Origin of the sequence: Rouxiella badensis, from assembly GCF_026967515.2 — a bacterium.
GTDB classification, from domain to species: Bacteria; Pseudomonadota; Gammaproteobacteria; order Enterobacterales; family Enterobacteriaceae; genus Rouxiella; species Rouxiella badensis.
Genome location: NZ_CP114062.1, coordinates 4,041,050 through 4,054,796 on the forward strand (window position 1 = coordinate 4,041,050; position 13,747 = coordinate 4,054,796).

Below are 13,747 nucleotides of genomic sequence, written 5' to 3' on the forward strand. Positions count from 1 at the left end.
GATTAAGCTGATCCAAGACAACATATCGAGTTAACGTTTTAAAGTTTCGCGCTGTGTTCCAGAATAGTGAATACAGAAAACAGGAGTCAGCAAATGATTGAGAGCGCGATTACAGGCGTCATTCTTGCCGGTGGACGTTCTTCAAGAATGGGGCAAGATAAGGGTCTGGTGCAGGTTAACGGGTTGCCGCTTTTTGTGCATATTTCCAAAAGGTTAGCGCCACAGGTTAATACGCTGCTCATCAGCAGTAATCAGAATCAGGAGCACTATGCGGCGTTCTATCCTGTGATCGGAGACCTTATTCCCGATTATGCGGGCCCCCTTTCAGGGATGCTTGCAGCGCTGGTGGCAAGCGAAACCGAATGGGTGGCGTTTGTCCCCTGCGATGTACCGGCGTTTCCCGATAATCTGGTACAGCGTCTGTGGAACGCCAGAGGGCAATCTGCCGCCGTTTATGCGACGGATGCCGAACGTGCTCATCCAGCCCTGTGCCTGCTCAACAAGAGTCTGATACCCACTCTTCGAGACTATTTAACGCGTGGAGAGAGGAAAGTCATGCTGTTCTTCAAGCAGTGTGCAGCACAGCAAGTCACCTTCGATGATCCCAGTTGTTTTGCCAATCTGAATACTCCCGAAGACGTTCAGCGCTGGCAGGCGATACGGGGTGAAAGTGAATGACCCTGTTATTAGGTGTTGTCGCGCATAGCGGAACAGGTAAAACGACCTTGCTGAAGCAACTCATTCCCTATTTACGTGCCTGTAATGTCAGGGTGGGTCTGATTAAACATAGCCATCATTCTGTCGATGTTGATACCCCTGGTAAAGACAGCTACGAGCTGAGAAAAGCAGGCGCGGATCAGACAATGGTAGCGAGCAGCAATCGATGGGCATTAATGACGGAAACGCCCGATGCCGAGAAACTCGATCTGCACTATTTGGCTAGCCGATTCGACCAAACGACCCTCGACCTGATTTTGGTTGAGGGTTTTAAGCACGAAAAAATAGATAAAATTGCGCTATTTCGACAGACAAGTGGCAGAGAAATTGATGCGATTGTAGACGATTATGTGCTCGCTATCGCCACTGATTCGCAGCTTAAATCGTCTTTGCCCGTGCTGGATCTCAACAATATTGCTGAAATTGGTAATTTTATCGTCGACTGGCTTAAGAAAAGAGAGTCAATCTAGCCTCTCATCCGTCGTTATCTGACCTTTTAATTAACGTTACGCGCACAAAAAAGCCCCTGTCGTCAGACAGGGGCCTTCTCTTGAACTGGAATTTCTTAAATTACCGACGAGAACAAGCCCCAGTCTTTCGACTGGGGCTTGTTCTTTATTTGATGCCTGGCAGTTCCCTACTCTCGCATGGGGAGACCCCACACTACCATCGGCGCTACGGCGTTTCACTTCTGAGTTCGGCATGGGGTCAGGTGGGACCACCGCGCTACTGCCGCCAGGCAAATTCTGTTTCATTCTAACCGCTTTCCACATTCCTGCAGGCCGCCATCAGAACCAATCTTTGAACAAGCTGATTTCTTGAAACTTTCGTCTCGTCTCTCTAAAACACCTTCGGTGTTGTAAGGTTAAGCCTCTCGGGTCATTAGTACTGGTTAGCTCAATGCATCGCTGCACTTACACACCCAGCCTATCAACGTCTTAGTCTTAAACGTCCCTTCAGGGGACTCGAAGTCCCAGGGAAGACTCATCTTGAGGCAAGTTTCGCGCTTAGATGCTTTCAGCGCTTATCTTTTCCGCATTTAGCTACCGGGCAATGCCATTGGCATGACAACCCGAACACCAGTGATGCGTCCACTCCGGTCCTCTCGTACTAGGAGCAGCCCCTCTCAATCTTCCAACGCCCACGGCAGATAGGGACCGAACTGTCTCACGACGTTCTAAACCCAGCTCGCGTACCACTTTAAACGGCGAACAGCCGTACCCTTGGGACCTACTTCAGCCCCAGGATGTGATGAGCCGACATCGAGGTGCCAAACACCGCCGTCGATATGAACTCTTGGGCGGTATCAGCCTGTTATCCCCGGAGTACCTTTTATCCGTTGAGCGATGGCCCTTCCATTCAGAACCACCGGATCACTATGACCTACTTTCGTACCTGCTCGAGCCGTCACTCTCGCAGTCAAGCTAGCTTATGCCATTGCACTAACCTCACGATGTCCGACCGTGATTAGCTAACCTTCGTGCTCCTCCGTTACTCTTTAGGAGGAGACCGCCCCAGTCAAACTACCCACCAGACACTGTCCTCACCCCAGATTATGGGGCCGAGTTAGAACATCAAACATTAAAGGGTGGTATTTCAAGGTTGGCTCCACGCAGACTGGCGTCCACGCTTCAAAGCCTCCCACCTATCCTACACATCAAGGCTCAATGTTCAGTGTCAAGCTATAGTAAAGGTTCACGGGGTCTTTCCGTCTTGCCGCGGGTACACTGCATCTTCACAGCGAGTTCAATTTCACTGAGTCTCGGGTGGAGACAGCCTGGCCATCATTACGCCATTCGTGCAGGTCGGAACTTACCCGACAAGGAATTTCGCTACCTTAGGACCGTTATAGTTACGGCCGCCGTTTACCGGGGCTTCGATCAAGAGCTTCTCCTTGCGGATAACCCCATCAATTAACCTTCCGGCACCGGGCAGGCGTCACACCGTATACGTCCACTTTCGTGTTTGCACAGTGCTGTGTTTTTATTAAACAGTTGCAGCCAGCTGGTATCTTCGACTGTCTTCGGCTCGGGAAGCAAGTTCCTCCACCTAGCGACAGCGTGCCTTCTCCCGAAGTTACGGCACCATTTTGCCTAGTTCCTTCACCCGAGTTCTCTCAAGCGCCTGAGTATTCTCTACCTGACCACCTGTGTCGGTTTGGGGTACGATTTAATGTTACCTGATGCTTAGAGGCTTTTCCTGGAAGTGCGGCATCAACTACTTCATCACCGTAGTGACTCGTCATCACGCCTCAGGGTTACAGTAAACCGGATTTACCAGGTCTACACCCCTACACGCTTAAACCGGGACAACCGTCGCCCGGCTAGCCTAGCCCTCTCCGTCCCCCCTTCGCAGTAACACCAAGTACAGGAATATTAACCTGTTTCCCATCGACTACGCTTTTCAGCCTCGCCTTAGGGGTCGACTCACCCTGCCCCGATTAACGTTGGACAGGAACCCTTGGTCTTCCGGCGTGCGGGTTTTTCACCCGCATTATCGTTACTTATGTCAGCATTCGCACTTCTGATACCTCCAGCAAACCTCACAGTTCACCTTCTACGGCTTACAGAACGCTCCCCTACCCAACAACGCCTAAGCGTCGCTGCCGCAGCTTCGGTGCATGGTTTAGCCCCGTTACATCTTCCGCGCAGGCCGACTCGACCAGTGAGCTATTACGCTTTCTTTAAATGATGGCTGCTTCTAAGCCAACATCCTGGCTGTCTATGCCTTCCCACATCGTTTCCCACTTAACCATGACTTTGGGACCTTAGCTGGCGGTCTGGGTTGTTTCCCTCTTCACGACGGACGTTAGCACCCGCCGTGTGTCTCCCGTGATAACATTCTTCGGTATTCGGAGTTTGCATCGAGTTGGTAAGCCGGGATGGCCCCCTAGTCGAAACAGTGCTCTACCCCCGAAGATGAATTCACGAGGCGCTACCTAAATAGCTTTCGGGGAGAACCAGCTATCTCCCGGTTTGATTGGCCTTTCACCCCCAGCCACAAGTCATCCGCTAATTTTTCAACATTAGTCGGTTCGGTCCTCCAGTTAGTGTTACCCAACCTTCAACCTGCCCATGGCTAGATCACCGGGTTTCGGGTCTATACCTTGCAACTTGACGCCCAGTTAAGACTCGGTTTCCCTACGGCTCCCCTATACGGTTAACCTTGCTACAAAATATAAGTCGCTGACCCATTATACAAAAGGTACGCAGTCACCTAACAAGTAGGCTCCCACTGCTTGTACGTACACGGTTTCAGGTTCTATTTCACTCCCCTCGCCGGGGTTCTTTTCGCCTTTCCCTCACGGTACTGGTTCACTATCGGTCAGTCAGGAGTATTTAGCCTTGGAGGATGGTCCCCCCATATTCAGACAGGATGTCACGTGTCCCGCCCTACTCATCGAACTCACAATTCATGCGCTTTTGTGTACGGGACTATCACCCTGTACCGTGCGACCTTCCAGACGCTTCCACTAACACACAAACTGATTCAGGTTCTGGGCTGTTCCCCGTTCGCTCGCCGCTACTGGGGGAATCTCGGTTGATTTCTTTTCCTCGGGGTACTTAGATGTTTCAGTTCCCCCGGTTCGCCTCGCATGGCTATGTATTCACCATGCGATAATGTGACGTATCACATTGGGTTTCCCCATTCGGGTATCGTCGGGTATAACGGTTCATATCACCTTACCGACGCTTTTCGCAGATTAGCACGCCCTTCATCGCCTCTGACTGCCTAGGCATCCACCGTGTACGCTTAGTCGCTTAACCTCACAACCCGAAGGTGTCTTATAAACTCGTAAAGAGTGACAACATTCGAGGCTGCGATTATTTGAGAGACTCTAATACAGGTGCGCATAACTCAATACTTCTACGGAGAGTTATGTTCAGCTGTATCATTTCAATTTTTCAGCTTGTTCCAGATTGTTAAAGAGCAATATCTTAAACACGACTCGTTAAAGTCATCTTTAAGATAAATTCTGACCCGCTAAGGTACAGAGTGATAATGTCTTTCACACATTATCGGCGTGGCGTCCCCAAGGGGATTCGAACCCCTGTTACAGCCGTGAAAGGGCAGTGTCCTAGGCCTCTAGACGATGGGGACACGAAAATGCCGCACCAGGTGATAAAACCCGGCGCTTCTTTCGTATCAGCGTAAGGTTTCCCTTACTGCATCAACAGGTAGCGCTTGCTCGTTTACATCTATCAGACAATCTGTGTGGACACTGCACAATGCGTATCTTGAGGTAAGGAGGTGATCCAACCGCAGGTTCCCCTACGGTTACCTTGTTACGACTTCACCCCAGTCATGAATCACAAAGTGGTAAGCGCCCTCCCGAAGGTTAAGCTACCTACTTCTTTTGCAACCCACTCCCATGGTGTGACGGGCGGTGTGTACAAGGCCCGGGAACGTATTCACCGTAGCATTCTGATCTACGATTACTAGCGATTCCGACTTCATGGAGTCGAGTTGCAGACTCCAATCCGGACTACGACGTACTTTATGAGGTCCGCTTGCTCTCGCGAGTTCGCTTCTCTTTGTATACGCCATTGTAGCACGTGTGTAGCCCTACTCGTAAGGGCCATGATGACTTGACGTCATCCCCACCTTCCTCCGGTTTATCACCGGCAGTCTCCTTTGAGTTCCCACCATTACGTGCTGGCAACAAAGGATAAGGGTTGCGCTCGTTGCGGGACTTAACCCAACATTTCACAACACGAGCTGACGACAGCCATGCAGCACCTGTCTCAGAGTTCCCGAAGGCACTAAGCTATCTCTAGCAAATTCTCTGGATGTCAAGAGTAGGTAAGGTTCTTCGCGTTGCATCGAATTAAACCACATGCTCCACCGCTTGTGCGGGCCCCCGTCAATTCATTTGAGTTTTAACCTTGCGGCCGTACTCCCCAGGCGGTCGACTTAACGCGTTAGCTCCGGAAGCCACGCCTCAAGGGCACAACCTCCAAGTCGACATCGTTTACAGCGTGGACTACCAGGGTATCTAATCCTGTTTGCTCCCCACGCTTTCGCACCTGAGCGTCAGTCTTTGTCCAGGGGGCCGCCTTCGCCACCGGTATTCCTCCAGATCTCTACGCATTTCACCGCTACACCTGGAATTCTACCCCCCTCTACAAGACTCTAGCTTGCCAGTTTCAAATGCAGTTCCCAAGTTAAGCTCGGGGATTTCACATCTGACTTAACAAACCGCCTGCGTGCGCTTTACGCCCAGTAATTCCGATTAACGCTTGCACCCTCCGTATTACCGCGGCTGCTGGCACGGAGTTAGCCGGTGCTTCTTCTGCGAGTAACGTCAATCGTTGCAGCTATTAACTACAACGCCTTCCTCCTCGCTGAAAGTGCTTTACAACCCTAAGGCCTTCTTCACACACGCGGCATGGCTGCATCAGGCTTACGCCCATTGTGCAATATTCCCCACTGCTGCCTCCCGTAGGAGTCTGGACCGTGTCTCAGTTCCAGTGTGGCTGGTCATCCTCTCAGACCAGCTAGGGATCGTCGCCTAGGTGAGCCATTACCCCACCTACTAGCTAATCCCATCTGGGCACATCCGATGGCGTGAGGCCCGAAGGTCCCCCACTTTGGTCTTGCGACATCATGCGGTATTAGCTACCGTTTCCAGTAGTTATCCCCCTCCATCAGGCAGTTTCCCAGACATTACTCACCCGTCCGCCGCTCGTCACCCAGAGAGCAAGCTCTCCCGTGCTACCGCTCGACTTGCATGTGTTAGGCCTGCCGCCAGCGTTCAATCTGAGCCATGATCAAACTCTTCAATTAAAAGTTCGATTTGCTGAAACAAGTTCAGCGATGCTCAAAGTTACTTCACATCATTCATAATGAATTACTGCTTGGTCACTCTAAGACTTGATATTTTTTGCCACCGAGGTGGCTGATATCGTCTTGTGAGTGCCCACACAGATTGTCTGATAAATTGTTAAAGAGCAGTGAGTTACGCGCTTTCGCTTGCTAACTCGAGGTGGCGTATATTACGCTTTCCTCATTTGATGTCAACCGTTTATTTTCGCGGTCATCATCATTTTTAATTCTTTCCGACTTGTTCACACCGCGTTGCTGCTGCGTTGTTCCCTGTCGATGGAGCGGCATTATAGGGAGTTTCTGAGGAGCCGCAACCCTTTATTTTAAAAAACTTTCTGACCGTCTCTTTTTTCGACAAATGCGCCATAAACGCACAATAAAACGACGTTTTTACCCGTAAACTCCCCCTTTACTCTGTAATTACTGGAGTAAACTAGTTTGAATAATGAAGACTTTAAATCGCACAGGACGTAATTCATGTCACTCAACGCGCAACAACAGGCTGCTCAGCGAAACCTTTCTTATGTTCTGGCGGAGAATATCGCTCAAAGAGTGTTATCCGGCGAGTATGCCGAGGGAAGTATCCTGCCCGGAGAGATTGAATTGGGTGAATTGTTCGGTGTGAGCCGCACCGCGGTAAGGGAAGCGATAAAAACGTTAACCGCAAAAGGCATGCTTCTCCCACGCCCTAGAATTGGTACGCGGGTCATGCCGCAGAGCAACTGGAACTTTCTCGACAGCGAACTGCTGACCTGGTGGATGACGCGAGATAACTTTGACGAGGTGATGTCACACTTTGTTCTGCTGCGTAAGGCACTAGAACCCCAGGCCTGTTCGCTCGCCGCCGTTCAGGCAAGCACAGAGCAGAAGCAACAGCTCTCTCTCTATATGTCGGAGATGCGCGAGCTGCATGAGAACTTCGATCGCGAACGTTGGATAAACGTCGATGCCCAGTTTCATCAGCTTATCTACGAGGCCGGCAAAAACCCGTTCCTGACCTCTTTCGCTAATTTGTTCAGCTCGGTTTACCAGAGCTACTTCCGCGCAATTACCAATAATGAGGTGATCAAGCTCGAGCACCACCAGCGAATCGTTGATGCGATTCTGGCAAGCGACGCGGATGCGGCGCTTGAGGCCTGTACCATTTTACTGCGCGACCCGATTTGAGATTCTCTTCTTCTATATAAAGAAGGAGAGAATTAAGGTTTTCTCCCCACAGAACCTCGAACCACCAGCTCAGGCGTTAGCACCAGAACCTGGGCTTCGGCCTCAGGGTCTTTTAGTCGATGCAACAAGGTATCGATGGCCAGCTCTCCCAGCTCGTCCTTCGGCTGATGAATGGTCGTCAGCGGCGGGGTGAGATACTGCGCCAGTTGAATATCATCGTATCCCATGACGGCGATGTCCTGCGGGATACGCAGACCCTGCTGGTAAATCGCCTGATAAACGCCAACCGCCATTGCATCGTTTCCGGCAAAGACCGCGTCTGGCCGCTGCGGTAGCGCCAGCAGTTGCTGCATTGCCGTTAATCCGCCAGAAAATTCGAAATCCCCAGTCACCTCATAACCTTCGGGAATGACCAACCCCGCCTCTTTCATTGCATGCCGATAACCGTCCTGGCGCTGAGTCGAGGTCGTTTTATCCGTTGGACCGATAATACAGGCGATACGCCGATAGCCTTGCTCAATCAGATGCTCCGTCGCCATCTTGCCGCCGATGAATGCGTTATCCTGAATAATGTCGTTTAGACCGGCGAAAGGGGCCCAGTCCATCATCACCGCGGGAATAGAGGGATAACGGCTCAGCGTATCCTGCGACGGACAATGATGTTCGGTAAACATCATGATTAGCCCATCGACCCGCTTTTGCAGCAGCGTTTCGATGCTGCGATTCATCCGCTCTTCGTCGCCGTCGGTATTGCAGAGAATAAGGCTGTAACCACGTTCGTAGCAGCTGCGTTCCACGCCTTGTACGACCTCGGAATAAAACGGGTTGCTGCTCGAGGTAATCAACATGCCAATTGTGCGGGTTTGATTTATCTTGAGGCTGCGGGCCAACGCGGAAGGGGCGTAGTTAAGCTCGCCTATTGCCACGTTGACTTTTTCACGGATAGAGTCGCTCACGAAGCGATTATTGTTAATCACGTGTGAGACGGTCGAGGTGGAGACGCCCGCGAGGCGGGCGACATCTTTCATGGTCGGCAACTAGGACTCCTGATGCGCGAGGAAATCATCAATTTCATGACGCCATGGAACGGAAGACTGCGCGCCAGCACGTGTAACGGCAATAGCCGCGGCGGCATGAGCAAAGCGCACGGACTGGTCCATCGGTGTGCCCTCGAGTAATGCCGTCACTAATGCACCATTAAAGGTATCACCGGCGGCGATGGTGTCGACCGCTTTCACCTTGAATCCAGGCACATTCTTGCCTTGACCCTGTTGGCTCAGCCAGACGCCTTTGCTGCCGAGCGTAATGATAACGGTCGCAATACCCTTGTCGTGCAGAACCTGTGCGGCGCGTGCGGCGTCCTCGCTGCTACTGACCTTCACACCGGTCAGCTTTTCCGCCTCGGTTTCGTTAGGCGTAATCATATCCACCAGCGAAAGCAGCTCATCGGGCAACTCACAGGCCGGCGCGGGATTGAGGATAACCTGAGTTTGATGGTCTTTAGCAATGCGGGCGGCAGCGATCACCGATTCAAGCGGTGATTCGAGCTGCATTAAGAGAGCCGAAGCCTCAATTATCTGCTGCTTATAACGTTCGAGATATTCAGGCGTCAACGCCTTGTTGGCTCCCGCATCGATGCCAATCACATTTTCCGCCTCTTCATTGACGAAGATAAGCGCCACGCCCGTGGTGGTATCGGCGATAGCCTCAATCGGACGCGTATCGATCTGGTCGCTGGCTAACTGTTTACGCACGCGTTCGCCAATATCGTCACTTCCCACACAGGCAATAAATGAAACATCGGCTCCGCTTCTTCCCGCTGCAACGGCCTGATTTGCTCCCTTGCCGCCGAAGGCCACGTTATAGTGCGACCCCATCACGGTTTCGCCCGGCTGCGGGAATTGCCTGATATTCAGGACGTGGTCAGCGTTGATGCTGCCCAGTACCACCAGTTTACCTTTATCCATTGCATTTATTCCTGAGTCTGTTGCGCCACCCGTCGCGGTGGCGCCGTGTCCATTAAGGTTGTGCGACCAGATTGAGAGCAACCGGGTTAATGGCTGGAACGGTCTGACCTTTCAGCACCTTGTCCGCCGTCTCTACGCCGATAATACCAATTTGATCAGGACGTTGAGCGACTGTCGCACCCAGCTTGCCGCCTTTCACCGCTTTGATACCGTCTTCAGTGCCGTCAAAGCCCACCACCAGCACGCCGGTTTTGCCTGCGGTCTGCAACGCACGCAGCGCGCCCAGCGCCATTTCGTCATTTTGGGCAAACACGGCCTGAACGTCTGGGTGTGCGGTCAGCAGGTTCTGCATCACGTTAAGACCTTTGGTGCGGTCGAAGTCAGCCGGCTGGCTCGCCAGTACGTTGAAGTGATGGGCATCAACGGCCTCTTTGAAGCCGGCGCCGCGCTCACGGGCCACCGAGGTACCCGCTATTCCTTCCAGTTCGATAACTTTGGCGTTATCACCCAATTTTTTGGCGATATAGTCACCGGCCATTTTACCACCGACCTTGTTGTCCGAGGCAACGTGGCTGACCACCTGTCCCTTGCTCGCCTGACGGTCCAGCGTAATAACCGGGATTTTCGCCTGATTGGCCATTGCGACGGCGTTGCCCACCGCGTCGGAGTCGGTCGGGTTAATTAACAATACCTTGGTGCCACGCACCATCAGGTCCTGAACGTTGGCCAGCTCTTTGGCCGGGTTATTCTGTGAATCCAGCACCACCAGGTTGTAACCCAGCTTGTCGGCTTCCTGCTGAGCACCTTGTTTCATCGAAACGAAGAACGGATTATTCAGCGTGGAAACCACCAGTGCGATAGTGTCTTTCGCCAGCACGTTGGCACTGAATGACGCGGTAAGCGCGGCGGCAGAAACCCATAATGCAACTTTCTTCATAGACATTGTCATTGTATTTATTCCTGTAGGGGAGGTTATTTATTGCTTTTGTTATCGACCAGAACGGCGAGCAGTATCACGACCGCCTTCACAATCATCTGGTAATAGGAAGAAACGCCCAGCAGATTCAGACCGTTATTCAGGAAACCGAGGATCAGCGCACCAATAAGCGTGCCGATGATGCGTCCCTTGCCGCCTGAAAGGCTGGTTCCGCCCAGCACGACGGCGGCAATAGCGTCTAACTCATAGCCGGTACCGGCAGTTGGCTGGGCCGATGACAGACGTGCAACCTCAATAATTCCCGCCAGCGCCGCCAACAGTCCGCACAGCGAGTAAACGATGATTTTGACCTTATCAACGCTGATGCCCGAAAGGCGCGTTGCCGCTTCGTTGCCGCCCAGCGCATAGATATAACGGCCCAGACGGGTGTGATGCAGCATGTACCAGGCGGCAATAAACACGATAGCCATGATCCAGACTGGCGTCGGTACGCCGAGCGGGCGGCCAATCCCGAACCAGCCGAAGGCGTCAGCGACGTCGTTAAATCCGGTACTGATCGGGCTGCCGTCGGTATAGACCATCGTCACGCCGCGCAGCAGCAGCATCATGACCAGTGTGGCAATAAACGCCTGTACTTTACCTTTCGCCACAATCGCCCCGGTAATACCGCCCACCGCTGCGCCAAGCGCCAGTGAGGCCACGACGGCCAGCAACGCGCTGGACTCGTGCCCAACCACGGAAGCGGCAACCGCACCGGTCAACGCCAGCAGAGAACCGACCGACAGGTCGATACCCGCCGTCAGGATAACCAGCGTCATCCCGACCGCCATAATGGCGTTCACCGAGGTTTGCTGCAGGATATTGAACAGGTTATTCAGGGTGAAGAAGTTCGGGCTCATCGAAGACACCACCGCAATCAGCACCAGCAGCGCAATGAGCGACTTCTGCTCTAATAACCACTCTTTACTGATCCAGCGTTTTTTATTGGCCGGTAAAATTTGAGAACTCATCGTTGTTTACTCCTGCTTTACGCCGTATTGCTTGCCAACGGCGGCAGCCATCAGTGCTTCTTGCGTCGCCTGTTCAATGGGGAATTCAGCGCTTAGCTGTCCTTCGTGCATCACCAGAATGCGGTCACTCATTCCAATAACTTCCGGCATCTCGGAAGAGACCAGAATGATGCTCAGACCTTCGCGCTTGAACTGATTAATTAACTGGTAAATCTCTTTCTTGGCCCCGACGTCGACGCCGCGCGTCGGCTCATCGAGGATCAATACTTTCGGACGCGTCATCAGCCCACGGGCAATGGCGACTTTCTGTTGATTACCGCCGGAGAGCAGGCCGATCGGCTGCATCATCGACGGTGTCTTGATATTGAACAGGCGGATAAAGTCGCCCACCGTCTGCTGCTCTTCGCCGTGTTTGAGGCCGCCGCCCAAACGGCTGAAATAGCGCAGCGCGGTCAACGACATGTTTTCCTTCACCGACATGCCGAGCACCAGGCCGTCGCGCTTACGGTCCTCTGAGATATAAACGATGCCGTTGGCCAGACCGTCCTGCGGCGTGCGCGGATTGATCTCTTTGCCATCGAGAGTGATAGTACCGGCGGTTTTCTTGCACGCACCGTAGAGGATCTTCATCAGTTCGGTGCGTCCAGCGCCCATCAGCCCGGAAACGCCCAGGATCTCACCGGCATACAGATTGAAGCTGGCATGCTTCACCCCCGGTCCAGAAACCTGGTTCACCGAGAGACGCAGCGCACCGCTGTCGTGATTAATGCGGGGATATTGCTCATCGAGGCGACGACCAACCATCATCTCGATCAGCGTGTCTTCCTGTAGCTCGCTAACGGGGCGCTCAGCGATAAACTGCCCGTCGCGAAATACCGTTACGTCGTCGCAAATCTCGAAGATCTCTTTCAGGCGATGCGAGATATATACCACGCCGCAGCCGGCGGCCTTCAGTTCGCGGATCACGCTAAATAAGGAGGCCGTTTCGGTATCGGTCAGCGCATCGGTCGGTTCGTCCATGATGATGACGCGCGATTCGAAGCTCAGCACCTTGGCGATTTCGACCATCTGCTGGTCACCAATGGAAAGGTCACCCACCAGGCGCTGACTGCTGTAACGCAAATTAAGGCGCGCCAACAGTTTGTCGGCTTCGGCGATGGTTTTTTTCCACTGAATGCGGCCTATCCCGTTGACGAACTCACGCCCCAGGAAAATATTCTCGGCGATGGTCAACTGCGGGATCAGGTTTAGCTCCTGATGGATAATGCCGATCCCGGCTTCCTGCGAATCTTTCGGGCCGCTGAAGCTGGCTTCCTTACCCAAAAATTGCAGCTGACCGGCGTCTTTTTGATAGATGCCGGTCAGCACTTTCATCATCGTGGACTTGCCTGCACCGTTTTCACCGACCAGCGCCATGACTTTTCCCGGATACACGCTGAGCGCAGCGCCAGACAGCGCTTTTACGCCGGGAAAGGCTTTATCAATCCCTGAGAGTTGCAGCAAAGGTTGCATAGAGACCTCAGAAGGTGACGCCAGCGAACAGGATGATGTTGGCGTATGGCGAACATTCCCCGCTGCGGATCACTGCACGAGTGGTTTGAGTCTGTTGTTTGAAAGCCTGATGGCTGACATATTCCAGCGTAATGGTGTTTCCCTGCTGTTGCTCAAGCTGTTTCAACTGACCGATCAGCGTTTCATGCAGCGCAGGGTTCTGCCGCTTAATCTCTTCGGCAAGCACGGCACGCTCTACCTGCATTTCGTCGGTAACCACCGAGAACACCTGCAAAAAACTCGGTACACCCTGAGTCAACGCAAGGTCGATGCGCCGGGAGGTAGCGGGAATAGGTAAACCGGCATCGGCAATCGTCAGGCTGTCGGTATGACCCAGACTGGCAATAACCTGTGAAACTTCGGCGTTCAACAACTTGGCTTTTTTCATTATCAGCTCCGACAGCGAAACGTTTCGCTCGCGGTTGATTCTAGAAAATTCGTACGCGCTGGCAATGAGCAGAAGGTGAATTTGTGATCGCCGTCGAAACGTTTCGATGGCAGGTAAACAGCGGTTTAACTTAAGTGGAATAAAACAGATGGGCGAGCGTAACGCGGAGGAAAACAAAAACGCC

9 protein-coding genes, 1 tRNA gene and 3 rRNA genes are annotated in these 13,747 nt (G+C 52.7%); 3 read left to right on the plus strand and 10 right to left on the minus strand.

Features of this window, described 5'->3' with window-relative positions:
- Window positions 1-93: 93 nt before the first annotated feature.
- On the plus strand, window positions 94-678 hold the full coding sequence (gene mobA, locus O1V65_RS18645) for a molybdenum cofactor guanylyltransferase MobA (RefSeq protein ID WP_017493115.1): 585 nt from the start codon (window positions 94-96) through the stop codon (window positions 676-678).
- Window positions 675-1,187 (plus strand): molybdopterin-guanine dinucleotide biosynthesis protein MobB, encoded by a 513-nt coding sequence (gene mobB / locus O1V65_RS18650; protein WP_017493116.1) that lies wholly within the window; start codon window positions 675-677, stop codon window positions 1,185-1,187. Before mobA ends, mobB begins: the two co-directional genes overlap by 4 nt.
- Before the next feature lie 154 nt (window positions 1,188-1,341).
- Here the strand turns inward: mobB and rrf are convergent.
- The 4 genes from rrf to O1V65_RS18670 all read right to left on the minus strand — a co-directional run bounded on the left by rrf (window position 1,342) and on the right by O1V65_RS18670 (window position 6,504).
- Window positions 1,342-1,457 (minus strand): 5S ribosomal RNA (rrf, locus tag O1V65_RS18655).
- A 121-nt stretch (window positions 1,458-1,578) separates the two neighbouring features.
- Window positions 1,579-4,484 (minus strand): 23S ribosomal RNA (locus O1V65_RS18660).
- A 258-nt stretch (window positions 4,485-4,742) separates the two neighbouring features.
- Window positions 4,743-4,818, minus strand: a tRNA-Glu gene (locus O1V65_RS18665).
- Window positions 4,819-4,961: 143 nt separating this feature from the next.
- Window positions 4,962-6,504 (minus strand): 16S ribosomal RNA (locus O1V65_RS18670).
- Together the 16S, 23S and 5S rRNA genes with 1 tRNA gene alongside form the textbook arrangement of a ribosomal RNA operon.
- Window positions 6,505-7,020: 516 nt before the next feature.
- Between O1V65_RS18670 and O1V65_RS18675 the strand changes: the two genes are divergently transcribed.
- On the plus strand, window positions 7,021-7,710 hold the full coding sequence (locus tag O1V65_RS18675; RefSeq protein WP_269129932.1) for a FadR/GntR family transcriptional regulator: 690 nt from the start codon (window positions 7,021-7,023) through the stop codon (window positions 7,708-7,710).
- 32 nt (window positions 7,711-7,742) lie between these two features.
- On the opposite strand, the gene rbsR is transcribed toward O1V65_RS18675, so the two are convergent.
- Genes rbsR through rbsD form a run of 6 tightly spaced genes read right to left on the minus strand, consistent with a single transcriptional unit; the run spans window position 7,743 to window position 13,563 of the window.
- The gene (rbsR, locus tag O1V65_RS18680; RefSeq protein ID WP_269129933.1) at window positions 7,743-8,747 is read right to left on the minus strand and encodes a ribose operon transcriptional repressor RbsR; all 1,005 of its coding nucleotides are present in this window, start codon (window positions 8,745-8,747) and stop codon (window positions 7,743-7,745) included.
- On the minus strand, window positions 8,748-9,677 hold the full coding sequence (gene rbsK / locus O1V65_RS18685; protein WP_017490452.1) for a ribokinase: 930 nt from the start codon (window positions 9,675-9,677) through the stop codon (window positions 8,748-8,750). It abuts the gene before it with no gap.
- A gap of 52 nt (window positions 9,678-9,729) precedes the next feature.
- Complete coding sequence (gene rbsB, locus O1V65_RS18690; RefSeq protein ID WP_026110335.1) at window positions 9,730-10,620, minus strand: ribose ABC transporter substrate-binding protein RbsB; 891 nt, start codon at window positions 10,618-10,620, stop codon at window positions 9,730-9,732.
- Between the two features lie 29 nt (window positions 10,621-10,649).
- Complete coding sequence (gene rbsC / locus O1V65_RS18695) at window positions 10,650-11,624, minus strand: ribose ABC transporter permease (RefSeq protein ID WP_017490450.1); 975 nt, start codon at window positions 11,622-11,624, stop codon at window positions 10,650-10,652.
- Window positions 11,625-11,630: 6 nt separating this feature from the next.
- Window positions 11,631-13,136: a ribose ABC transporter ATP-binding protein RbsA gene (gene rbsA, locus O1V65_RS18700; RefSeq protein WP_017490449.1), complete on the minus strand. Its 1,506-nt coding sequence runs from the start codon at window positions 13,134-13,136 to the stop codon at window positions 11,631-11,633.
- Window positions 13,137-13,143: 7 nt separating this feature from the next.
- On the minus strand, window positions 13,144-13,563 hold the full coding sequence (rbsD, locus tag O1V65_RS18705) for a D-ribose pyranase (RefSeq protein WP_017490448.1): 420 nt from the start codon (window positions 13,561-13,563) through the stop codon (window positions 13,144-13,146).
- Window positions 13,564-13,747: the final 184 nt, after the last annotated feature.

Bases quoted from the DNA above. Each gene is read 5' to 3' on its own strand.
- mobA (WP_017493115.1), top strand. From the start codon at position 94: ATGATTGAGAGCGCGATTACAGGCGTCATTCTTGCCGGTGGACGTTCT.
- mobB (WP_017493116.1), top strand. From the start codon at position 675: ATGACCCTGTTATTAGGTGTTGTCGCGCATAGCGGAACAGGTAAAACG.
- O1V65_RS18675 (WP_269129932.1), top strand. From the start codon at position 7,021: ATGTCACTCAACGCGCAACAACAGGCTGCTCAGCGAAACCTTTCTTAT.
- rbsK (WP_017490452.1), bottom strand. From the start codon at position 9,677: ATGGATAAAGGTAAACTGGTGGTACTGGGCAGCATCAACGCTGACCAC.
- rbsB (WP_026110335.1), bottom strand. From the start codon at position 10,620: ATGTCTATGAAGAAAGTTGCATTATGGGTTTCTGCCGCCGCGCTTACC.
- rbsC (WP_017490450.1), bottom strand. From the start codon at position 11,624: ATGAGTTCTCAAATTTTACCGGCCAATAAAAAACGCTGGATCAGTAAA.
- rbsA (WP_017490449.1), bottom strand. From the start codon at position 13,136: ATGCAACCTTTGCTGCAACTCTCAGGGATTGATAAAGCCTTTCCCGGC.
- rbsD (WP_017490448.1), bottom strand. From the start codon at position 13,563: ATGAAAAAAGCCAAGTTGTTGAACGCCGAAGTTTCACAGGTTATTGCC.